Annotated in this window: 19 protein-coding genes and 1 pseudogene; 12 read left to right on the top strand and 8 right to left on the bottom strand. The window is 56.1% G+C overall.

Annotated features, from left to right (window positions below; all coding sequences use genetic code 11):
• Positions 1-35 precede the first annotated feature (35 nt).
• The 3 genes from psaB to IQ265_RS22725 all read left to right on the top strand — a co-directional run bounded on the left by psaB (position 36) and on the right by IQ265_RS22725 (position 3,058).
• Complete coding sequence (gene psaB / locus IQ265_RS22735) at positions 36-2,237, top strand: photosystem I core protein PsaB (RefSeq protein WP_194057843.1); 2,202 nt, start codon at positions 36-38, stop codon at positions 2,235-2,237.
• A gap of 136 nt (positions 2,238-2,373) precedes the next feature.
• Positions 2,374-2,673, top strand: a complete 300-nt coding sequence (locus IQ265_RS22730) for a type II toxin-antitoxin system HigB family toxin (protein WP_194057841.1) — start codon at positions 2,374-2,376, stop codon at positions 2,671-2,673.
• The gene (locus IQ265_RS22725) at positions 2,657-3,058 is read left to right on the top strand and encodes a transcriptional regulator (protein WP_194057839.1); all 402 of its coding nucleotides are present in this window, start codon (positions 2,657-2,659) and stop codon (positions 3,056-3,058) included. Before IQ265_RS22730 ends, IQ265_RS22725 begins: the two co-directional genes overlap by 17 nt.
• A 327-nt stretch (positions 3,059-3,385) precedes the next feature.
• Here the strand turns inward: IQ265_RS22725 and IQ265_RS22720 are convergent, their stop codons facing one another.
• On the bottom strand, positions 3,386-4,129 hold the full coding sequence (locus IQ265_RS22720; protein ID WP_194057859.1) for an ABC transporter ATP-binding protein: 744 nt from the start codon (positions 4,127-4,129) through the stop codon (positions 3,386-3,388).
• Between the two features lie 68 nt (positions 4,130-4,197).
• Between IQ265_RS22720 and IQ265_RS22715 the strand changes: the two genes are divergently transcribed.
• Positions 4,198-5,304, top strand: a complete 1,107-nt coding sequence (locus IQ265_RS22715) for a zinc ABC transporter substrate-binding protein (RefSeq protein ID WP_194057837.1) — start codon at positions 4,198-4,200, stop codon at positions 5,302-5,304.
• Positions 5,305-5,555: 251 nt separating this feature from the next.
• Positions 5,556-6,092, top strand: a complete 537-nt coding sequence (locus IQ265_RS22710) for a universal stress protein (RefSeq protein WP_194057835.1) — start codon at positions 5,556-5,558, stop codon at positions 6,090-6,092.
• On the opposite strand, the gene IQ265_RS22705 is transcribed toward IQ265_RS22710, so the two are convergent.
• From IQ265_RS22705 to IQ265_RS22695, 3 genes are all read right to left on the bottom strand, one after another.
• Positions 6,083-6,355, bottom strand: coding sequence for an HNH endonuclease (locus IQ265_RS22705; RefSeq protein WP_194057833.1), 273 nt, complete (start codon positions 6,353-6,355; stop codon positions 6,083-6,085). The genes IQ265_RS22710 and IQ265_RS22705 overlap by 10 nt on opposite strands.
• A 182-nt stretch (positions 6,356-6,537) precedes the next feature.
• Positions 6,538-7,146: a 30S ribosomal protein S4 gene (gene rpsD / locus IQ265_RS22700; protein WP_194057831.1), complete on the bottom strand. Its 609-nt coding sequence runs from the start codon at positions 7,144-7,146 to the stop codon at positions 6,538-6,540.
• 215 nt (positions 7,147-7,361) lie between these two features.
• The gene (locus tag IQ265_RS22695) at positions 7,362-8,135 is read right to left on the bottom strand and encodes an amino acid ABC transporter ATP-binding protein (RefSeq protein ID WP_194057828.1); all 774 of its coding nucleotides are present in this window, start codon (positions 8,133-8,135) and stop codon (positions 7,362-7,364) included.
• A gap of 178 nt (positions 8,136-8,313) precedes the next feature.
• On the opposite strand from IQ265_RS22695, the gene IQ265_RS22690 reads away from it, so the two are divergent.
• A complete protein-coding gene (locus IQ265_RS22690; protein WP_228038323.1) occupies positions 8,314-9,870 on the top strand; it encodes an ABC transporter permease subunit in 1,557 nt (518 codons plus the stop codon).
• A 31-nt stretch (positions 9,871-9,901) separates the two neighbouring features.
• Here the strand turns inward: IQ265_RS22690 and IQ265_RS22685 are convergent, their stop codons facing one another.
• Positions 9,902-10,249, bottom strand: a complete 348-nt coding sequence (locus IQ265_RS22685) for a TfoX/Sxy family protein (RefSeq protein ID WP_194057826.1) — start codon at positions 10,247-10,249, stop codon at positions 9,902-9,904.
• Positions 10,250-10,961: 712 nt separating this feature from the next.
• On the opposite strand from IQ265_RS22685, the gene tsaB reads away from it, so the two are divergent.
• From tsaB to IQ265_RS22665, 4 genes and pseudogenes are all read left to right on the top strand, one after another.
• Positions 10,962-11,585, top strand: coding sequence for a tRNA (adenosine(37)-N6)-threonylcarbamoyltransferase complex dimerization subunit type 1 TsaB (tsaB, locus tag IQ265_RS22680; protein WP_194057824.1), 624 nt, complete (start codon positions 10,962-10,964; stop codon positions 11,583-11,585).
• A 138-nt stretch (positions 11,586-11,723) separates the two neighbouring features.
• Positions 11,724-13,402 (top strand): annotated as a pseudogene (locus IQ265_RS22675) (FAD-dependent oxidoreductase).
• A complete protein-coding gene (locus IQ265_RS22670; protein WP_194057822.1) occupies positions 13,399-14,802 on the top strand; it encodes an ATP-binding protein in 1,404 nt (467 codons plus the stop codon). Before IQ265_RS22675 ends, IQ265_RS22670 begins: the two are co-directional and overlap by 4 nt.
• Before the next feature lie 118 nt (positions 14,803-14,920).
• Positions 14,921-15,610, top strand: a complete 690-nt coding sequence (locus IQ265_RS22665; protein WP_194057820.1) for an SDR family oxidoreductase — start codon at positions 14,921-14,923, stop codon at positions 15,608-15,610.
• A gap of 315 nt (positions 15,611-15,925) precedes the next feature.
• Here the strand turns inward: IQ265_RS22665 and IQ265_RS22660 are convergent, their stop codons facing one another.
• Positions 15,926-17,716: an AIPR family protein gene (locus IQ265_RS22660; protein WP_194057818.1), complete on the bottom strand. Its 1,791-nt coding sequence runs from the start codon at positions 17,714-17,716 to the stop codon at positions 15,926-15,928.
• 507 nt (positions 17,717-18,223) lie between these two features.
• Here IQ265_RS22660 and IQ265_RS22655 point away from each other — a divergent pair.
• Positions 18,224-18,592: a hypothetical protein gene (locus IQ265_RS22655; RefSeq protein WP_194057816.1), complete on the top strand. Its 369-nt coding sequence runs from the start codon at positions 18,224-18,226 to the stop codon at positions 18,590-18,592.
• A 167-nt stretch (positions 18,593-18,759) separates the two neighbouring features.
• Positions 18,760-19,392 (top strand): Uma2 family endonuclease, encoded by a 633-nt coding sequence (locus IQ265_RS22650; RefSeq protein WP_194057814.1) that lies wholly within the window; start codon positions 18,760-18,762, stop codon positions 19,390-19,392.
• Here IQ265_RS22650 and cobT read toward each other — a convergent pair.
• On the bottom strand, positions 19,389-20,495 hold the full coding sequence (gene cobT / locus IQ265_RS22645) for a nicotinate mononucleotide-dependent phosphoribosyltransferase CobT (RefSeq protein WP_347405005.1): 1,107 nt from the start codon (positions 20,493-20,495) through the stop codon (positions 19,389-19,391). The genes IQ265_RS22650 and cobT overlap by 4 nt on opposite strands.
• Positions 20,496-20,607: 112 nt before the next feature.
• Positions 20,608-21,393 (bottom strand): DUF2232 domain-containing protein, encoded by a 786-nt coding sequence (locus tag IQ265_RS22640; RefSeq protein ID WP_194057813.1) that lies wholly within the window; start codon positions 21,391-21,393, stop codon positions 20,608-20,610.
• Positions 21,394-21,395 lie beyond the last annotated feature (2 nt).

The following is a 21,395-nucleotide window of genomic DNA, read 5'->3' as shown; positions in this document are numbered from 1 at the left end:
TGACTCAAATGTCGTACTAGAATCCGTTTTGATTCATGGCAACTAAATTCCCTAAATTTAGCCAGGACCTGGCTGCCGATCCGACCACACGGCGGCTCTGGTACGGGATTGCCACCGCCCACGACTTTGAAAGCCACGACGGCATGACGGAGGAAAATCTTTACCAGAAGATTTTCGCCTCCCACTTTGGCCACCTGGCAATCATCTTTCTGTGGACGTCGGGCAACCTGTTCCACGTCGCCTGGCAAGGCAACTTCGAGCAGTGGATCAAAGATCCGCTCAACATCAGACCGATCGCCCACGCGATTTGGGACCCTCACTTTGGCCAGCCTGCGGTAGATGCCTTCTCCCAGGCCGGGTCTTCGACCCCGGTGAACATCGCCTTCTCAGGCGTTTATCACTGGTGGTACACCATTGGCATGCGAACTAACAACGACCTATACAGTGGCGCTGTTTTCCTGCTGATTTTGTCGGCCATCTTCCTGTTCGCGGGCTGGCTGCACCTGCAACCTAAGTTTCGACCCAGCTTGTCCTGGTTCAAAAACGCCGAGTCTCGCCTCAACCACCACTTGGCTGGTCTGTTTGGGGTTAGCTCGCTGGCCTGGACGGGTCACCTGGTGCACGTAGCTATCCCCGAGTCTCGCGGTGTCCACGTGGGCTGGGACAACTTCCTTTCGATGAAGCCCCACCCCGAAGGCCTAATGCCCTTCTTCACCGGTAACTGGGGAGTCTACGCCCAGAGCCCCGACACCTCTAGCCATATCTTTGGTACGGCAACCGGGTCTGGTTCTGCGATTCTGACTTTCCTGGGCGGCTTCCATCCTCAGACTCAGTCGCTCTGGCTGACGGATATGGCCCACCACCACCTGGCGATCGCGGTGATCTTCATCATCGCCGGGCACATGTACCGCACCAACTTTGGTATCGGTCACAGCATCAAGGAAATCTTGAATGCTCACAAGCCCCCCGCAGGCGGTTTGGGCGAGGGTCACAAGGGTCTCTACGACACCTATAACAACTCGCTGCACTTCCAGCTTGCGTTTCACCTGGCGGCCCTAGGCGTGGTCACTTCCCTGGTAGCGCAGCACATGTACGCGCTGCCGCCCTACGCCTTCATGGCCAAGGACTACACCACCCAGGCGGCGCTCTATACCCACCACCAGTACATCGCTGGCTTCATCATGGTGGGGGCTTTTGCCCACGGCGCGATCTTCCTAGTGCGCGACTACGACCCGAAGGCTAACTACAACAACGTGCTGTATCGCGTGTTGGAGCACAAAGAAGCGATTATCTCGCACCTGAGCTGGGTATCGCTGTTCCTGGGCTTCCACACCCTGGGTCTGTACGTTCACAACGACGTAGTGACCGCCTTTGGCACCCCCGAAAAGCAGATTCTAGTCGAGCCTGTCTTTGCCCAGTGGGTGCAGGCCGCCTCTGGCAAAGTGCTTTACGGCTTCGACACGCTGCTGTCGAACCCCGACAGCGTGACTCAAACCGCCAATGCCGTTTGGCTGCCTGGCTGGTTTGAGGCTATCAACAGCAACGCTAACTCGCTGTTTCTGACCATTGGCCCCGGCGACTTCCTAGTTCACCACGCGATCGCCCTGGGTCTGCACACCACCACCCTGATCCTGGTCAAGGGTGCGCTGGATGCTCGCGGCTCCAAGCTGATGCCCGACAAAAAAGACTTCGGCTACAGCTTCCCCTGCGATGGCCCCGGCCGTGGCGGCACCTGCGACATCTCCGCCTGGGATTCGTTCTACCTGGCCATGTTCTGGATGCTCAACACCATTGGTTGGGTCACCTTCTACTGGCACTGGAAACACCTAGCGCTGTGGTCGGGCAACGTGGCTCAGTTCAACGAAAACTCGACCTACCTGATGGGTTGGCTGCGCGACTACCTGTGGCTCAACTCGTCGCAGCTCATCAACGGCTACAACCCCTACGGCATGAATAACCTTGCGGTTTGGGCCTGGATGTTCCTCTTTGGACACCTGGTCTGGGCCACGGGCTTCATGTTCTTGATCTCCTGGCGCGGCTACTGGCAAGAGCTGATCGAAACTCTGGTCTGGGCCCACGAGCGCACTCCCCTGGCGAACCTGGTTCGCTGGAAGGACAAGCCCGTTGCCATGTCGATCATTCAGGGTCGAGTGGTGGGTCTAGCTCACTTCACGGTGGGTTACATCCTCACCTACGCCGCCTTCTTGATCGCGTCAACCTCTAGCCGCTTTGGCTAGGTTGGATTAGTTAGGTAAATCTTTCAAACCTCCCCTGTGGTCTTCATAGGGGAGGTTTGTTTTGTGTTGTGGTATGTACTCAATCCAACTCTTGGCAAGGCTATGATGTTTAAAGGCCTAGCTCTAGGCAATAACGATGCACTTAATCTCGATCCGTAAGCTGCGGAATGACGTAGCTAAATATCCTGATGTAAAGCAAGTGGTCGAAGCCTGGTATAGCGTAGCTAAAAAGGCCCGATGGGAAAACCTGGAAGATATCAGACAAATCTATCGGGACGCTGAAGCCGTTGGCAACTTCACTGTCTTCAACATCAAGGGAAATAAATACCGTTTAATTGTCGGGATTGACTATGGCAGTCAAACTATTTTTTACAAATATCTTTTAACTCACGCTGACTACGACAAGGATAAGTGGAAAAATGACCCTTACTTTTGATCGAGCGATCTATACCAATTTGCTCTCCCAGTTCACTCCAAAAGTTATCGAGACCGAAGAGGAATATGAGCAAACTTTAGCCGTTGTAGAGTCGTTGGCTTTCAATTCAGATAGAACGGTTGAACAAACAGCACTATACAAATTGTTAATTTTGCTAGTAGAAGCTTATGAGACGGAAAATTATCCTATGTCGGAGGCGTCACCGATAGAGGTTCTTAATCATATTTTGGAAGCTAGTAATACTAAGCCTGCTGATCTAGTGGGTCTGATTGGTTCTAGCAGTGTCGTGGCAGATATTGTAAATGGCACAAGAGCTATTAATGAAGCAGAAGCAAAAATTTTATCTGATCGCTTCAATGTTTCACCCAACCTGTTTATTGGGTGAATAGTAGCTTTCTGAAGCGTAAGGGAAAAGGAAATCTGATGCGAACGCTCTTGGGGTCAAACTAAACGCAGACTATGCTCTTTTCGATGATTTTGCAGCTAGAAAAGGAGCCATGCGGCTGGGTTTAGATATTCAAGGCACACTAGCCACTACTAATAGAATGAGAAAGGGTAAAAAGTTCAGAGTTGTTAGCCTAGATGCGCTTTATGCACGTTCTATAAAGATGGTTTTTAGGATTAAGCGATCAATCTTCAACCAAGTCTTCCTTGATGATTAGTCTAAAACTGTTGTGAACACAGACTGATATCACCTTGCCTGCTGCCTCACCTAGCAAAAAAAGTCGGCGTAGGCACTGCGGGTATGACTCACTTGTGGACCCTGGCCGTAGGCGCGCTGAATGTTGTCGAAGGTCATGACGGCGGTGGGGGTATCGTTGGCGAGCAGGCGGCGGTTGAGTAGCAGCAGGCGATCGTAGCGGTGCAGAGCGTCGCCCCACTCATGGTTGCACACTACCAAAGTTTTGCCCTCCGCCTGCAGCTCGGCAAAAATGCCCAGCATGAGGGCTTCAGTTTTTTTGTCGATGCCGGTGAAGGGCTCGTCTAAAAGGAGCAGATCGGCTCCTTGGGCCAGGGCGCGGGCCAAAAACACGCGCTGCTGCTGACCACCTGAGAGCTGTCCAATAGGGCGATCGCACAGGTGCAGCATATCCACCCGCTCTAGGGCAACGGTAACGCGCTGTTTGGCGCGCTGACTGGGCTGGCGAAACCAGCCAGCTAGGGCCGACTGGGCCATCATCGCCACCTGTCCGGCGGTAATGGGGTAGTCCCAGTCGATGCGCGATCGCTGAGGAACGTAGGCGATTGCCCGCCGCTGTCGCCGCAGCGGCACCCCCTGAAACAACACCTGCCCTCGACTGGGAACCAGCCCCAGCATGGCCTGAATGAGAGTGCTTTTGCCAGCCCCGTTAGGGCCAATTAACCCCACCAGTTCCCCCGCCCCTACCGACAGCGAAACATCCTCTAGGGCCGCAACACCCCGGTAGTTGACAGACAGGTTTTGAACCTCTAGCATGACACCCATGAAATGATAACCATTATCACTATCATAGTCCCAGTTATTCATTTCAGGAGGAAGAGGCAATGGTTTTAAACATAGGGTTAGCGGCAGCGGGTCGCTGGCCTAGCCTGGGGCTGGTATTGGCCCTGGGTCTAGTTGGCTGTAGTGGTGACGACGCAGCCGTTGCACCAGCCGATGGGAGTGCGGCGGTAGCTCAGGCTGACGCTCCTGTCGTGGTAGCCACTACCAGCGTGATCTGCGATTTAACTGAGCAGATTGCCGAGACAACGGTGGCGCTCACCTGCTTATTAGAGCCAGGCGTTGACCCCCATACTTACCAGATCAAACCCTCCGATCGCCAGGCGATTGAGCAGGCCAACCTAATTCTCTACGACGGCTACAATGCGGCTCCTCGCCTAATTGCTATGGTCGAAGACAGCACGACTGACGCTGAACGGGTGGCTGTCTTCGAGGCGGCGGTGCCTAGTCCACTTATGGGTGCAGCCCACGACCACGACCACGGGGCTGAAGCGGCGCACGACCACGACCACGACCACGGGGCTGAAGCGGCGCACGACCACGACCACGAGCATGGGGACGACCAAAGCGCTACGGCGAATGCTGAGCTAGTGCCCGACCCCCACGTGTGGCACAACGCTACCCACAATGCCGCCATAGCAACCGTCATCGCTGAATCGCTGGCCCAGATCAACCCTGATCAAGCCGCATTCTACAGCGAGAATGCCGATCGCCTGACCAGTCAGTTTGCCGAAATCGACCGCTGGATTCAGACCCAGGTGGCCACTGTGCCAGTTAATCAGCGGCAGCTAGTCACCACCCATGAGGCATTTGGCTACTTTGCCGATGCCTATGGCTTTGAGGTCAAAGGTGCGCTCAGCGGCTTATCTACCGACGAAAAGCCCACCCCTGGAGCGCTGACGGCCCTAGTCGATCAGGTGAAGGCCGCGCAGGTACCCGCCATTTTTGCTGAAAATACCACCAACCCGCAGCTGATTGAATCGGTCGCTAAAGACGCCGGAGTGACGGTTGCCGAACAACCGTTGTATGTCGAAGGCCCCGGTGAACCGGGGAGCGACGCCGACACCGTTCAGGCCATGCTGGTAGCCAATACCTGCACGGTGGTGGAGGCCTTAGGGGGCAGCTGCGATCGCGCCAGTGCGCCACTGTAGGTAAGCGGGTACCTCTGCCCTAGCGGTTAACTCCACCAGATATCACTTCGCTGGCCATCGCAGGTAGGGCGATCGCGATCATCGCGCCAGGCCGACCGTAAGGCATTGTTACGGCCAGCGAAATTGGGCTAACCGCTTTTTTATAATAGAGGTGTAGCCGAACGCCGCTGGCCTGGCTCCTCCCCTGTCTCTAGCGCTGAATTCTTCAGAGAGCCTAAAACGCGGGCCTGAACTCCAGGAGATTCACCGCCATGTTTAAGAAAATTTTGGTTGCTCTCGACAACTCAACCCATCGCCAGGCAGTGTTTGAAAAAGCACTTGACCTAGCCAGCGCCACCGGGGCCGATCTCATGCTCTGCCATGTGCTCTCGGCCTACGAAGAAGGCAGCCCAGGCATTCCGATTCGGTCGTACCAGGCCTATTACCCAGTGCTCGAAGACTCTACCTGGCGGCTGTATCAAAAGCGTTGGGAAGAATTTGAAGCCCAGGGTATTGCCCAACTGCGGCAGGAGCTGGAAACGGCTCGCACTGCTGGCGTAAGCGCTGAATTTACCCAGGTTGCTGGCGAACCTGCCGCTACGATCTGCAGCGTAGCTAATTCGTGGCAGGCGGATTTGATTATGGTAGGTAGCCACGGTCGTCGGGGCATTAGCGAACTGCTGCTAGGGAGCGTCAGCAATTACGTCATGCACCATGCCGAGTGCTCGGTGCTGGTGGTGCACGGTACTCTCAGCACGGCCGCCACCTCCGCTTCCACAGCCTCCAGCGCCAAGGCCACCTACCGATAGCTTTTAACCCGTTTGTCGGGCTGCTGTTTGCTCACCCAGGCGACAAACTTCTGTAGCCTGGGTTCGGCTTGTAGGCGTTCTAGGGTGTTGAACTGGCGCGCCAGGGTGTGGTTGTCAAATAGGGTGTGAATCTGTTTGTGGCAGGGGCGACACAGCAGCACCGTGTCGCTAATGGGCAGTTTGCGCCGTCGAGTGTACTGGCGCGGCACTAGGTGATGTTCAGTTAGCTCAGCCACTGAGCGATGGCACAACTGACACGGCATGGGCGTGGTCCGTAGGGGTGACCCTTCTATTCTCGCTAACTCAAGCTTGAACGGCCAAAATAAATGGCCCCTAGCTGACGGGCCAGGGACCAAGAATCAATCTATTCAGAGTAATGCGTTATGGGCGGTAAGCGATTAGCCTCATCGGCCAGCGACACCAAATCCGGTAAGGTCCAGCAGCCTTAGGCCTTACGGGAGTAGTACTCAACCACCAGCAGCTCGTTGATGTTGAGGGCTACCCACTCACGCTCGATGATGCCGTTGACCTTGGCGGTGAGCTTAGCTTTGTCGAGTTCGAGGTGGGCGGGCACGTTGGCTAAGCCAGGAAACTCCAGGTTGGCTTCAACCAATTTCTTGGAGGCGTCGCGATCGCGCACGGTGATCACATCGCCAGGGCGGCACTGGTAGCTGGGAATGGAAACTACGCGGCCATTGACGCAGATGTGGCCGTGGTTGACCACCTGCCGCGCCGAGGGAATGGTCGGCCCAAAGCCGAGGCGAAATACGGTGTTGTCGAGCCGCATCTCAAGCAGCTGTAGGATAACCAACCCGGTCGAACCACCGGCACGACGGGCTTTCTTCACGTAGCGCAGCAGCTGCTTCTCGGTCAGACCGTAGTTAAAGCGTAGCTTTTGCTTTTCTTCTAGCCGCACCGCGTACTCAGACTTTTTCTTGCGGTCTTGGCCGTGCTGCCCAGGCGGGTAAGCCTTGCGGGGGGATTTGCGGGACAGACCCGGTAGCTCACCCAAGCGGCGGACAACCCGCAGGCGAGCGCCTCTATATCGCGCCATAAACGTTTACTCTCCGAACAATGTCTAGGTTGGAAGCAATTTCCAAAGATTCTAAGTTTAGCGTCAATACGCGCAAGAGACAACCCAGAGCAGAAATTAGTGATGGGGGTAAACTCCCGCCACTGGCTGAAGCGGTTGGAGAATGAATATTCACCCCTGCGTTTGCTAATCGGTGCCTTCGACTGCGCTTAGGGACGTGGGAGAGCACCCAATTCCTAGTTTTGGCTGAGGCGGCTGAGGAAGGATCTGAGGCGATCGCTGCGGGGATTGGTAAACACGTTCCCTGGAATGCCTTCTTCTTCAATGATGCCGTCGTTGAAAAACAGCACCCGGTTTGAGACTTCGCGGGCGAACTGCATTTCGTGGGTGACGACCACCATCGTCATGCCCTCCTCGGCAAGCTGGCGCATGACCCCCAGCACCTCGCCGACGAGTTCTGGGTCGAGGGCGCTGGTGGGTTCATCAAACAAAATGGCGACGGGCTTCATGCAGAGGCTGCGGGCGATCGCCACCCGCTGTTTTTGCCCGCCGGAAAGCTGCTCGGGGTAGGCATCGGCGCGATCGGTTAGGCCCACCTTGTCCAGGTAGTGCTTGGCCAGGTCGTTGCAGTCGCCCGCCGGAAACTTGAGCACCCTGCGAGGGGCTAGCATCAGGTTTTCGAGCACCGTCAGGTGGGGGAACAGGTTGAAGTGCTGAAATACCATACTCACCTGGCTGCGCAAGTGATATAGCGACTGCCGGGGCAGCTTGGGAGCCGAGACATCCTGCCCCATGACCTCCAGGTGGCCCTGGTTAATGGCTTCTAGCCGATTGAGACAGCGCAAAAAGGTGCTCTTGCCGCAGCCCGAGGGGCCAATGATCGACACCACGTCGCCTTTGGTAAAGGCAGTGGTCACCCCTTTGAGAACTTCAATTGGGCCGTAGCTCTTGTAAAGGTTTTCGCAGGCAATAACGGGGGTACCGATCGCAGGCAGAGTTGCTGTTGTCATGGGGGCCAAACCAATAGTGGGTTGAGCGGATGGCGTTTATACCCTACAGAGAATCATTGGCACTCTGGGGTATCTGTATTGTAGAAAACATTTTTACTTATATAGAATTGATTATGGTGCCTCAAACCCTGGGCAGTCGCACGGGGTGTGCTATCTGTTCAAAGGTGATCGCTGGCCCATGGTTCCTCGCATGTTGACGACTCGGATCTTTGCTAATCGGTGGCTGAAGCGGGCGCTGGCCCTGGTGCTGGGGCTAGTTTTGGGGTTGGGAGCCGCTCAGATTGCGGGGCTGGCCCAGGACGCACCCGTGTGGGAAGTGGGCACCGAACCCGCCTTTCCCCCCTTTGAAATGCGGGACGACGCCACGGGCAACCTGACCGGCTTTGACATTGAACTGATGCAGGCGATCGGCGAAGCCGCCGGACGCGAGGTGGAATTTATCAGTCTGCCCTTCGACGGCCTGGTGCCTGCCCTGCAGTCCAACACCATCGATGCGGCAATCAGCGGCATGACCATCACCGCCGAGCGAGCGCAAACCATTGACTTTTCGCGGCCCTACTTTGAGGCAGGTTTAGCGATCGCCGTGCGCGAAAGCAATACCGACATTAACTCTTTAGAAGACCTGGCGGGCCAGCGCATTGCCGTACAGATTGGCACCACGGGGGCCGAGCAGGCCGGTCAGGTAGAAGGGGCCACCATCAGCACCTTTGACAGCGCGCCCCTGGCCCTGCAAGAGCTGCTAAATGGCCGAGTTGATGCGGTGGTCAACGACCTGCCGGTGACGCTCTACGCCATCAACGAAGCCAGCCTGCAGGGCATCAAAATTGTCGGCGAGCTGGTCACCGAGGAATACTACGGCATCGCCCTGCCAAAAAACTCTGAGGCGCTGGCCGAGATCAACGCCGCCCTCGACACCCTGCTGCAGGACGGCACCTACGCCGAGATCTACCAGCGCTGGTTCTCCGCCGACCCACCAGAGCTGCCAACGGTGGCCCCGGCCCTGGCTGAGGCAGGCACCGCCACGGGTTTAGCCTGGGGTCGGCTGTTTCAAAACCTGATGCGGGGCGCGTGGATTACCATTTTGCTGACGGCGCTCTCGTTTTTCTTTGGCCTGATTGGGGGGGCGCTGGTCGCCTTTGCCATGATCTCGCCGATTAAGCCCCTGCGCTGGCTGTGCCGCATCTACGTCGATTTCTTTCGCGGCACGCCCATGCTGGTGCAGCTGTTTATGATTTACTTCGGCCTGCCCGCCCTGTTTCAAAACTTGGGCTTTGAGTTCAGCTTTAACCGCATTTTTGCCGCCGTTTTGGCCCTCAGCCTCAACGTGGCGGCCTACCTGGCTGAAATCTTGCGGGGCGGCATTCAGTCGATCGATCGTGGTCAGTGGGAAGCGGGCGAATCGCTGGCCATGAACCCAGTCGAGACCATGCGCTACGTGATCTTTCCCCAGGCCTTTCGGCGTATTTTGCCGCCCTTGGGCAACGAGTTCATCACCCTGATCAAAGACACCAGTTTGGCGGCGGTGATCGGCTTTGAAGAACTGTTTCGCCAGGGACAGCTGACGGTAGCCACCACTTACCGCGCCTTTGAGATCTATCTGGCGGTGGCGATTGTTTACTTGATCATGACGTCGCTGGCCTCGATCGCGTTTAAGCGCCTTGAGGCTTACATGGACCCGATCAATCGACCCAAAAAAGCCAAAAAAGACCCTGTTCCCTCCGCCATTGGGGTCTAGCGGTCACGGTGCTCCTGGGTCGCCCGTCGGGTTACCGCTGACTGCGCTTAGCCTGGCGGGCGATCGCCACCGAGACCTCAATCCATTCCTGGAGACGCTCCAGATCGTCGTACACCGCTGTTGGCAGCTGATAGTAGGACATGGTCGCCGGTTTGCCGTTGCGATCGTAGGTAAACGGCCCCATGCCTGCCTCGGTAAAGTGCTCCTGGTTGGTGGCATTTACCTTGAGGTAGAGCGTTTCGTGGGCAATCAGGGCAAACATGGTGCCCTCGCAGTACAGCCCGTAGCCCCCAAACATGGCCCGTGCGGTAACCGGAGCTACCTGGTTTAGGTGGTTAACCACAGCATCTTTAAACGCTTTGGCCTGTGGGTCTGACATGGCTCGCTGACTTGTCTCGGCAAGGGGTACAGCCTACTGCTGCTGCTCGAAGCCCACCAGAATTTGGTAGACAAATAGCTTGCGCAAGGCCTGGGTCTGCTGGTGCTGATGGTTAGCCGAGGCGTGAATTTCTGCTCCTAGCATTACGCTACCAGCGACTAACGTAAGGATTAAAGCAATATTTCTAAGGATCAGGCAGGCGGGAAGACAGCGATTCTTCATGGATAAACCTGTAACAGCAGACACCAGATGCCTGGAGCTATAGCTGGTGCGTCTTGGTTAATTTTATGGGTTATAGGGGCCTGCTCCCGGCATTTCTAGCGAGGACGAAAAATTTTTACAAAACTTACTGGAAGTTGAGTCGATTTCAACGAAAACTTCTGGCCACATTCCAAAGCCCCTGATTGCCCAGAAAGGCTACAAATAACCAGCCTATTGCAGTAGGCCACCAGGGAAAGCCCAGCGTATCGCCCAGGGCAAAGCAGACGGCGACCAACAGGCCGTGTAGGCCAAGGTAAATTAGTTTGTTTTTCATTGTCTGGTTCGGTTCACACTTGCGCCTAATCATTCTTCAGGCTTTTACGAACCGTTCAGGACATCGTGCTCAAAATCTGTAAACAGCCTTCAGACCGTGACCAAGAAAGAAGACTCAGGCTGTTTGCATCAGTTCTGTCCTATAGTCTGGATCAGTCTGAACACCCAACCTGAGCACATGTTAGCCCTAGCGATTCACACCTGCGGCCCCGCCCTGGGGCTGGCCCTGAGCAATTTTGACGGCGAAACCCGCCATCAGACCTGGGCGCTGGGTCGCGATCTGTCCACTCAGCTGCACCACCTGCTGATCGAGTTTGTGGCTCCCTACGCCTGGCCAGATTTCTCGTTTTTAGCCGTGGCCCAGGGGCCGGGCGGATTCACGGGCACCCGCATTGGGGTGGTGACGGCGCGCATTCTGGCCCAGCAGCTAGAGGTACCGCTATTTGGAGTATCGAGTTTGGCGGCAGTAGCCCAGCGGGCGCTAGAGCAATCGCCGACTGAAGCTAGCTCAGCCATTGCCGTGGAGATGCAGGCCCAGCGCGGACAGCTCTTTACCGCCATTTACAAACCAACGGCCGAGGGATTGGCAGCCGTACAACCCGATCAGGTGCTGACCCTAGAGGATTGGGAGTCTGCATTGGCCGGCCATCCTGAAGCCTCGCAACGCGCGATCGCGGGGGATGACCTGGCCGAGACCGTAGTGCAGGTCTTGGCGCTGGCACACCAGCGCTGGCAGGGGGGCGATCGCCCCGATTGGTCGTCGGTACTGCCCTACTACGGCCAGCACCCGGTCGAGCTGTAGGCACCTGTAGGCCGTGGCTGAGGTATAGCCCCACGCAGATTTTTGAAAGAACGGTCGGCTACACTGGGCAGCAACGCCTTTGGCTGTTCTCTCTTCACCGTCAAGGGCTAGACCCAGTGCCCCCTTCAGGTCTCTGCTATGGCCAAACCGATTATTTTCACTGTTGACGACGACCCGGATGTCCTGCAGGCGATCGCCCGCGACCTGCGGCGGCACTACGGCGAGCACTACCGCGTCATGCGAGCCAGTTCGGGGGCGGCGGCCTTCGAAGCCCTCCAGCAAATCGTGCAGCGCGGCGATCCGGTGGCGCTGCTGCTAGTCGATCAGCGTATGCCCGAAATGAGCGGCGTGGAGTTTCTAGAGCAGGCCATCGCGCTGGTGCCCGACGTCAAGCGGGCCTTGCTCACCGCCTACAGCGACACCGATGCCGCCATTCGCGCCATCAACGAGGTCGGCCTCGACTACTACCTGATGAAGCCCTGGGATCCGCCGGAGGAAAACCTGTACCCGGTGATTGACGACCTGCTGGCCGATTGGCAGGCCAACTTTCGGCCCCCGTTTGAGGGCATTCGGGTGGTGGGCGATCGCTGGAATCCCCAGAGCCATGAAATCAAAGACTTTCTGGCCCGCAACCAGATCCCCTATCGCTGGCTGGATGTAGAACGCAGCGAAGAGGCCCGCACCCTGGCTGGCTGTGTGACCGATAGTGTAACGGGGCCCAAACTGCCCCTGGTGCTGTTCCCCGATGGCGACCCCCTGCGTCAGCCCACCACCGCCGAGCTGGCGGCTCGCATTGGCCTGCAAACTACGGCGGCCAAACCCTTTTACGACCTGGTAATCGTCGGGGGTGGCCCCGCTGGGCTGGCGGCGGCGGTCTACGGCGCGTCCGAAGGGCTGCACACGGTGCTAATCGAGCGCGAGGCCCCCGGTGGCCAGGCGGGCACCAGCTCCCGCATTGAGAMCYACCTGGGCTTTCCGGTGGGCCTCTCCGGCAGCGACCTGGCCCGCCGCGCCGTCAGCCAGGCCCGCCGCTTTGGGGTCGAAATTCTCACGCCCCAGTCGGTGCAGTCGGTGCGCACCGACAACGACTACCGGCTGCTCACCCTCAGCGMMRRCWNGCGAMANTCRNGCASNCAGGSKGWGAWWKTMNGCCCYGGSGRTCKCRTGGMKNCKGMNCAANCWSASMKKGSCTGGAGCAGTTCACCGGGGCGGGGGTCTACTACGGCGCGGCCCAAACCGAAGCCCTGGCCTGCGAAGGAGAAGACGTGTACATTATCGGCGGAGCGAATTCGGCAGGACAGGCGGCGATGAACTTTGCCAAGTACGCCAAGTCGGTGACCATGCTGGTGCGGGGCGACTCGCTGACCAAGAGCATGTCGCAGTACCTAATCGACCAGATCGCCGCGACACCTAACATCACCGTGCAAACCCACACCAGCGTGATCGAGGCCAAGGGAGGGACGCAGCTAGAGGCGCTGGTGCTGCAAAATGCCATCACTGGGGCCACCGAAACCGTGCCCGCCCAGTCGCTATTCATCTTTATTGGGGCCACTCCCCACACCGACTGGCTAGAAGATTTGGTGCAGCGGGATGGGCGGGGCTACCTGCTCACCGGGCCAGACCTGGCCAGTACGGGAGTGCCACCCCACCAGGTGTGGTCTCAGGAGCGGCCCCCCTTTCTGCTCGAAACCAGCCTACCCGGCGTGTTTGCCGTGGGCGACGTGCGCTGTGGGTCGATCAAGCGGGTGGCTTCTGGCGTGGGCGAAGGGTCAATCTGCGTGCAGTTCGTTCACCAGTACTTGGGGGCGGTGCGATGAGCGCGTCAACGCTTTGTCTGGAGCATTTGCAGGCGATCGCGCCCTTTAACCACCTGCCCCCGGAGCGCCTGGAGTGGGTGTGCGATCGCGCCACCTTCATTCAGCTCTCCAAGGGTGACTACCTGGTCAGAGAGGGCGACCTGACCACCACGATCTACGTGATTGCCTCGGGTCGCCTCGGTATTACCCGCCAGAGCGAGGGTGTGGCCATGCCCATCGGCCAGCACGAAGGCCTCGGCTACATCGGCGAAATTCCGGTGCTCACGGACGAGCCCGCCCCAGTGACGCTCCAGGCAATGTCAGATTGTCAGATCCATGCGATCGCCGGGGCCGACTTTCTCACCCTGCTGCACGAGTGTCGCGAGTTTGAGCGCCAGGTGTTTCGCCTGATGCAGCAGCGGGTGCGGGGGCTGGAGTCGTTTCTGCGCGGGCGCGAAAAAATGGCGGCCCTGGGTACGCTGTCGGCGGGCTTGGCCCACGAGTTGAATAACCCGGCGGCGGCCCTGGTGCGATCGCTCAGCGAAATGGTGCCCGCCATTCGCGAGCTAGAGAAAATGAATATGCTCTACGGCCAGCAGCAGCCCGACGAAGCCGAATCGGCGGAGTGGCAGCGGGTGCGGGATGCGGGCTACGAAACCATTCTCAAGTGCGGAGCCGATGCGGCGACCCTGAGCGATCGCGAGGAGGAACTGCTCGACTGGCTCGAAGACTACGGCGCGACCCAAGCCTGGAAACTGGCCGAACCCTTGGCCCTGGCGGGTATCGATATCCCCACCCTAGAACGGCTGATGGCCCCCTGGCGCGACAACCCCACCCAGCTGCGCGACATGGGCATTCGCTGGCTGGCCCTCTCCTTTGAAATGATGTCGATGATTCAGAGCGGCCAGCACGGGGCCGAGCGCATCGCCACTCTGATCAAATCGATGAAGTCTTATAGCTATATGGATCAGGGCGCGCAGCAGATGGTCGACCTGCACCAGGGGCTAGAAGACACTCTGCGGCTGTTTGCCTTCAAGCTGAAGCAGGGCATTAAGGTGGAGCGCGACTACGATGCCACCCTGCCCAAGCTAATGGCCCACGGCAGCGAACTCAACCAGGTGTGGACGAATTTGATCGACAATGCGATCGACGCCATGGGCGAGAAGGGCACCCTCACCCTGCGCACCTGCCATTTTCAGGGCGACGCTCGGGTAGAAATTATCGACACCGGGCCGGGCATTCCACCAGAGATTAAGTCGCGCATCTACGAGCCATTTTTTACCACCAAGGGCGTCGGCAAAGGCTCGGGCCTGGGCCTCGAAACGGTGCTGCGCATTGTCGAAAACCGCCACCACGGCACCATTTCTGTGGAGTCTGCACCGGGGCATACCTGCTTTGCGGTGTGTTTGCCCCTGGGGTAAGCAAAAATGGCGCATCGACTGTGATGCGCTCTAGCTCACCCAACCCCAGCCGCCCTTGCCCCATAGGCATCTGTGGCAAGATAACCATGGAGATTCGTGGCAGAGTAGGAAACTTAAGATGGCGACTAGAACTCTACTGATTACCGGCGCATCTACAGGTATTGGTGCCGCCACGGCCCGACAGGCGGCAGCGCAAGGTTTCAACCTTGTCTTGGCCGCCCGCTCTACTGAGAAGCTGGATCAACTAGCGCAAGAACTAGATGCCGATAGAGTTCGCACTTTTGCCTGTGATGTCACTGACTATGGATCGCAAGAACAGTTGGTCGCCAACGCCGTAGAGGCGTTTGGCAGCCTAGATGCGGTGTTTGCTAATGCCGGGTGTGGCGGTGAACCGGGTGGGTTTTCCGGGGCTCCGGTTGAGTCTTGGCAACGCATCGTTAACACCAATATTCTGGGCGTCGCCTACACGTTGCGGGCCAGCTTAGCAGAACTCAGGAAAGCCAAGGGTCATGTCATCATCACTGGCTCGATCGCAGGCCGCACAGTGCTGAAAGGTTCTATGTATGCAGCCTCTAAATGGGCTGTCTCAGCGATCGGCTACAACCTGCGAGAGGAGATGCGCGGCACGGGGGTGCGTGTCACTCTAATTGAACCGGGTATGGTAGATACACCGTTCTTTGATGACCCGAAGCCCGATGCACTGCGTCCTGATGATGTGGCTCGGACGGTGCTATTTGCGCTCTCGCAACCTCCCAATGTTGATATTGGTGAACTTGTGGTTCTGCCAACTCCACCGGTTGAGAGGTAGTTGATGAAGCTTAACCACGATGCTTCGCATTGTCAAAAACCGCCACCACGGCACCATTTCTGTAGAGTCTGCGCCGGGGCATACCTGCTTTGCAGTGTGCTTACCCTTCCTTGAAGTAGGCAGAAGCCACCCGTCTAAAATCGATAACCGGTTTCTACGTCTCATCTTTGATGACTCTACACTTGCTTTGCGAGGCAAGCAAGTAGCGTTTAACTTTGAAAGAGTAGATACGGCCTCAACCCAGAAATGGGATGAGCTAATGACTTAGCTGAGCGACGGCAAGTAATCTTTTCATGTGCTTGGCATCGTTTGATTTTATAGCCCATCACTCAATACGTTAAGTATTTCGTTGACCTTTTCAACGTTTCCAAAGAATCTTGCTGGATAAGCATTTGTATAGTTTCTTTCAAAGTATTGCTCGGCTTCATCAACAATGGAATCAAGTTTACTTGATAAAAGTCCTTCATCCGGTGAGATTGACTCTGTAGCAGTTGCTATATTACTCACTTTATTTAATAGAAGAGCTGCTATGACCCTATTCCCATGAGTAATAATGAGGTGACGTTTTCTATGCGTACTTCTGTCTGTTGTGCTTAGCTTAGAATCTATGAGCCGCTCAATTACACGAAGGTGAACAACCGCATTAATAACCTTAATGCCTGAAACTGTAGGATTGAAGACACTTTTATACAATTGACCATCCAGATTCTCGAAAAATCGTCCTCTTTTATCTTTCAACGTAGCAATAATAGATGCCGACATAGTCAAGCATGCTAGACCATCAAGTGCCTCGTCTAAATCTATGGTGCTTGAATCAACATGGATGTGTTGATCATCTGTTCTTAATAATTGATATTGGTAGTTTTCTACAGCAAGTTCTTTTGATATTCTTAGTTGCTCCGAGTGTTGCGACGCGAAGTCTCTTCCTAGCACTCTATTTTGATGGTTATTTGCTTTGGTGATAGCTGCAGCAGCTTCTGCATTTTCACTGCCAGCTACCTTGATAAACCTTGCAGGAATTTTTATCTGAGCGAGAATAGCACTACTTTCTTCAGTAATATTTTTAAATACTTGACCAATTGTACTAACTGTTTGAGCACCATTAATGACACTGGCGTTCAGAAATTTAAATGTACCTCTTTCAGTACCTCTATTAGCATTACGACGATTCGGCAATATTTCTGAAACTAGCAATGTAATTCCATTGTTGTAATACCAGAACATTGTCGGATTATTTACGGCAGTATCTCCAATTGATTCATTAACATCTGTACTGCCTAGTAGATTTCTTATATTTTTGGCAAATAAACGGGTTCCATGTGCTTCCCACCACTCTAGTATTTGATCACCACTAATTTGTCCATAGAATGCTAAATATGGCTCATTTTTTTGCCCATAGTTTTCGATCTCAACATCATCAAGATCAATATTCACATGTGTTCCAGTTTGCAGCCACTCTGTTAAATCTTCAGCAGATACAAGATGTACTTGAAATGGAAGATCGTCTTGCGGAGTGTTTGCAGGGGCAAGAGCTGCTGAATTTAGTTCATCTTGCCATCTTTGCATATCATGTAGAATCATCTCGGCAGCGCCACGCTTTCCTGTGTGTGCCATTACAAATAAAAATTTATAATCTTGAGATTCAAGTCCAATTTCTATGTCGTTAGCCATTTGCTGCAAGATTCGATCAAATCGAAAATACTCTTCTAGTTGAAGTTTTTCGCATGCATCTTTGAATGACAGGAAATCATCTCTTGTCCAAGTACTATTACCTCTTTGGTTGAATTTTGACTGAACCACCACCACTCTTTTCTCGCTGTGATTTACACATAAAGCATCAATACAACCGTCTTCAGAACTATCACATACGCTTTTCCCAGCCGTGGCATCATCTACTACAGCCAAGTTATATATGGAAAACGCAGCTATAGCTCTACTAGCCATTTTCACATCATAATCATCCTGGGAGGGCTCGCATTCACGTTTATGTATAGAGTCTTGAAATCTTTCTCGAAGTGATTTACCAAGACGTTGAGCAACAATACGAGATGTAGCCGCAGCTGGGGTTGCATTATCTGCAATTCTTATATCTTTCACAAAAGCCATAGTTGATGCCAGTCAAATATTTTCTACATTAAGTACGCAGACTTGGATTTTGCAGATAAGCTAACAATCTTATTACAGCGAATGTTTCGATCTATCTACCCAAAATAGGGATGATGGGTCGAAACTTTCCGCATATCATCCCAAAAATGGGAGATCACAAGGAACTTTCCGCATATTAAACTGATTTCAGCAGCTCGTTAGCAACTCTTCATATCTTTTTGGGTGAAGTTCTCATTTGCATCACGGTTGACGGGGCGCGTCCGTACCAGTAGACTCATCCACTAAGCCGTTTGAGCAAAACGGTGGCCATGCAGAACTCGAAAAGAAAATCTTGGCGCTGTCTGAAGGTGCTGGAACACCAACAGACAGCTAACCCCGCAAATCTTGCACGCAGATTGCGAGGCTAGGCTCATCGTACCCTAGCCCCCTCAGTTTGCACTTCAACTGCGGGTGGCTGGGGTTTTCGCGTTCTGTCTTCCTCAACCACAAAACAGGAAAACAGAACCGATGTTTGAATATCTTGAACCAGACGCCAGCGACAACCCAGAGGCCGGCTCCCTACCGCTGCCGCCCAGTGGGGATAGCAAAGGCACCCGACCCCTAACCCCCGAAAAAGTGCGTCACATGCTCTACGGCAGCCTCGCCGCCCTAGACCGCACCATCAAAATTCTCCATGCCCTCGGCTACGCCGACCCCAACGACTGGAGCAACCCCATCCCCGTGCCGCCTAGCACCGAGACGCGGTCGTCGAGCGGAGTCGAGACGCGGTCGTCGAGCGGAGTCGAGACGCGGTCGTCGAGCGGAGTCGAGACGCGGTCGTCGAGCGGAGTCGAGACGTGGATGGTGATCATGACCAAAACCATTCTGTTGGAGTAGCGCGCAGCAAGATGCCAGGGTTAAGTCACTGATTTAGCGTTGGTTGCCAGCCCGACTCAAATAGTTGGGCTGGCCAGTTTCCTCGGCTTCACCTATTGGTTCCATCGTTGACTAGCGTGGCGAGAAAATTCCGCTACAGTTGAAGCAAATGCACTCAGAGCAAGGCCATGGCCACCCTGCTGCAATCCCCTAGTCAGCACATTACCCTGCAACGCGTGTCGTGGAGCACATACCAGGCCCTACTGCAAGACATGGGCGACCATCGGGCTGCGCGGCTGGCCTATGACCAAGGCACGTTAGAAATCATCATGCCCTCTGACCTCCACGAAGTGCTAAATCGGCTGCTAGACCGCATCATCACTGCCTTAACAGAAGAACTCGACCTCAAAATCAAAGCCTACGGCTCCACCACTCTAGAGCGGGAAGACCTGGAGCAAGGGGTCGAACCCGACTCCTGCTACTACATTCAAAACGCCGACCAGATCAGCACCCTACAACTCGACCTGCGCACCAACCCACCCCCCGACCTTGCGGTAGAAGTAGACATTACCAGCTCGGCCCAGCGGCGATTTACGATCTATCAACAGCTGCAAATTCCTGAGGTGTGGCAATACACCCAGCGGCGAGGGCTGGTTTTTTATGCGCTTGTTGGTGGGCAATACGTAGAGTGCGAGGTTAGCCCTACGTTTCCTCAGGTGTCATCGCAAATGCTGGTGACATTTTTGCAGATGGCTCCTGGGGAAGACGACAACGCCGTAGTGAAGTCGCTGCGGCGGTGGATTCGTCAGCAAAGCTCCTAGGGCTTTTCTAGCCGAGACTTTTGCGCTAGCAGCGCTTCGATCGCCCCCAATAGCTCCGGCTGACCCCAGTTTTGGTAGAGCGAGGCCGCGATCGCACATCCCCCCGCCCCCACGCCCTCCTTCACAAACCCCCGCTCGTAGGCCCGCAGCGCCTCAAACCGCGACGCTGCAAAGCTCAGCCGGGTCGCCATCAAACAGGCCCCCGTCAGCTCCGCCAGCCCCACCGTATCTCCGGTGGCATCCTCCGCCACCCAGCGAGTGGTGCCCACCACGATGTTTTGTGGATTCCAGTCGCAGCCTTCTGCCGCCGCGATCGCCACCATCAGCGCATAGACCGCCAGCATTTGCGTGCCCCCCGCCAGCAGCACGGGCCGGGTGCGGCTAGCCGCGATCGCCATCCCCGCCACCACCGGCTGCATCGGGTCGCCCACCGCCGCCACCACCGCTAGGGGATGGGGCCGCTCTGGCAATCCTGCTAGCGACAATCCCTTAGTAACCAAAGCCTGCTTCTGATCGTGGTTACAGATGGGGTGGCTGCTGTTAACTCGCGCCGCTGCATCTAGCCCCAGCCCGGTGAGAAGACCCAATGCCGTAGTCGTGCCCCCCACCACACACTCCGCCAGCAGCAGGTAGTCGCTCTTGCTCCCTAGCAATTCGCCCTGGGCCAACCCCTGCCGCCAGAGGTGGCACACCACATCTAACGGCAAAGCTGCCCCGGTGCTCAGACATTGCGCTCGCTTCCCTCCCAAATCCAGGTGAAGGACGGTCGGCGGCTGGGGCAATCCAGCATTGAGAACGACGAGGGGAATTCCCTGCTCGGCGATAACAGCTTTAGAAATTAGCGCTGGGGAAGCTCCTGCCTGAAGCGGCGGCAGGGGATACTTGAGGGCTGTCGTCAGGCCATTGACCATAAATTCGGCATCGGCCAGGGCGGTAAAGGTGCGATCGCGCGGTGTCGCCCCCGCCGCCGAAATCCCTTCTACCAGCCCCGTCTCGGTAAACCCCAGCGTCAGCACCAGCCCAGGCCGCAACCCCCGCACCCGCCCCAGCCAATCCTCCCCCCGCCGATTCTGCGTATAAACCTTTATCAACGGCTCACCCACAGAACTTACGACTCCAACAAACAGCGATCTCAGAAAAGGGTATAGGGTTTAGGGCCAAATTCCGCCTTGAACCCTGTACCTTTTACCTTGCACCCTAAACCCTTACCCCCTGCTACTCCTTCAACAAATCCTGCACCCACCCCGGCGGCTCCGGTATCTTCGCGCCCAACCGCCCCAGCAGCAGCCAGGCCGCTAGATGCACCGTAAACAGGTACACCACATTGCTGGCCAGCACCGACACCAAGGCTAAGATCTGCACCGCTTGTACATTGGCCTGGCCCAGCACACCTACATCCAGCACGCCCAGACCCACCAGGCGCTCCAGCCCCCAGTTCAGCATTTGGGTAACTTGGGTAGTCAGGTACACCCACAGGTCTTCGCCCACCAGCACCGACGACAGCCATAGCCGAAAGAAAAACCCAATCGTGCCCAGCAGCGACCCAACCGCGATCGAGATGTACCAATTGGCCCGGCGCACCCAAAAAAAGCCGAGCTGTACTCCCAGCAGCGCGTAGGGAATCAGAAATAGCAGGCTGCGGGGTGGCCCCATCAGCACTGAGAGCAGCAGCCCCGACACCAGGGCCGACATCCACGCCGCCCGTGGCCCCCAGCGCAGGTAAACCAGCGCCATCGGCAGCGGAAACAAAATTCGCAGAATTGGCCCCGGCGGAAAGTACGTATTCACCAGCCAGATCAGCGCGGCGGTGCTGGCTAAAAAGGCCGTTTCAACCATTGCCAGAGGGCCAGCTTTGAGGCGGTGCGACAGATCTGGCCCGTCGGTTTCGGCCTCGGGAGTGCGGTACTCCAGGTAGGTGTCTAACCCATCGAAGTCACTCGCGGTAGCCTCAGCCGGGGGCACAAAATTAGCCCCAGGGGTGGGGTCGGGGGGATGACTCATGG

Origin of the sequence: Nodosilinea sp. LEGE 06152 (assembly GCF_015207525.1) — a bacterium.
Lineage (GTDB): Bacteria > Cyanobacteriota > Cyanobacteriia > Phormidesmidales > Phormidesmidaceae > Nodosilinea.
This window is presented reverse-complemented; position numbering and strand designations above follow the sequence as displayed.

Coding starts and splice junctions, on each gene's coding strand:
- IQ265_RS22730 (WP_194057841.1), top strand. CDS start 2,374: ATGCACTTAATCTCGATCCGTAAGCTGCGGAATGACGTAGCTAAATAT.
- IQ265_RS22720 (WP_194057859.1), bottom strand. CDS start 4,129: ATGCTAGAGGTTCAAAACCTGTCTGTCAACTACCGGGGTGTTGCGGCC.
- IQ265_RS22650 (WP_194057814.1), top strand. CDS start 18,760: ATGGCCACCCTGCTGCAATCCCCTAGTCAGCACATTACCCTGCAACGC.
- rpsD (WP_194057831.1), bottom strand. CDS start 7,146: ATGGCGCGATATAGAGGCGCTCGCCTGCGGGTTGTCCGCCGCTTGGGT.
- IQ265_RS22685 (WP_194057826.1), bottom strand. CDS start 10,249: ATGTCAGACCCACAGGCCAAAGCGTTTAAAGATGCTGTGGTTAACCAC.
- IQ265_RS22690 (WP_228038323.1), top strand. CDS start 8,314: ATGGTTCCTCGCATGTTGACGACTCGGATCTTTGCTAATCGGTGGCTG.
- IQ265_RS22655 (WP_194057816.1), top strand. CDS start 18,224: ATGTTTGAATATCTTGAACCAGACGCCAGCGACAACCCAGAGGCCGGC.
- IQ265_RS22665 (WP_194057820.1), top strand. CDS start 14,921: ATGGCGACTAGAACTCTACTGATTACCGGCGCATCTACAGGTATTGGT.
- tsaB (WP_194057824.1), top strand. CDS start 10,962: ATGTTAGCCCTAGCGATTCACACCTGCGGCCCCGCCCTGGGGCTGGCC.
- IQ265_RS22705 (WP_194057833.1), bottom strand. CDS start 6,355: ATGCCGTGTCAGTTGTGCCATCGCTCAGTGGCTGAGCTAACTGAACAT.
- IQ265_RS22660 (WP_194057818.1), bottom strand. CDS start 17,716: ATGGCTTTTGTGAAAGATATAAGAATTGCAGATAATGCAACCCCAGCT.
- IQ265_RS22695 (WP_194057828.1), bottom strand. CDS start 8,135: ATGACAACAGCAACTCTGCCTGCGATCGGTACCCCCGTTATTGCCTGC.
- psaB (WP_194057843.1), top strand. CDS start 36: ATGGCAACTAAATTCCCTAAATTTAGCCAGGACCTGGCTGCCGATCCG.
- IQ265_RS22725 (WP_194057839.1), top strand. CDS start 2,657: ATGACCCTTACTTTTGATCGAGCGATCTATACCAATTTGCTCTCCCAG.
- IQ265_RS22715 (WP_194057837.1), top strand. CDS start 4,198: ATGGTTTTAAACATAGGGTTAGCGGCAGCGGGTCGCTGGCCTAGCCTG.
- IQ265_RS22670 (WP_194057822.1), top strand. CDS start 13,399: ATGAGCGCGTCAACGCTTTGTCTGGAGCATTTGCAGGCGATCGCGCCC.
- IQ265_RS22640 (WP_194057813.1), bottom strand. CDS start 21,393: ATGAGTCATCCCCCCGACCCCACCCCTGGGGCTAATTTTGTGCCCCCG.
- IQ265_RS22710 (WP_194057835.1), top strand. CDS start 5,556: ATGTTTAAGAAAATTTTGGTTGCTCTCGACAACTCAACCCATCGCCAG.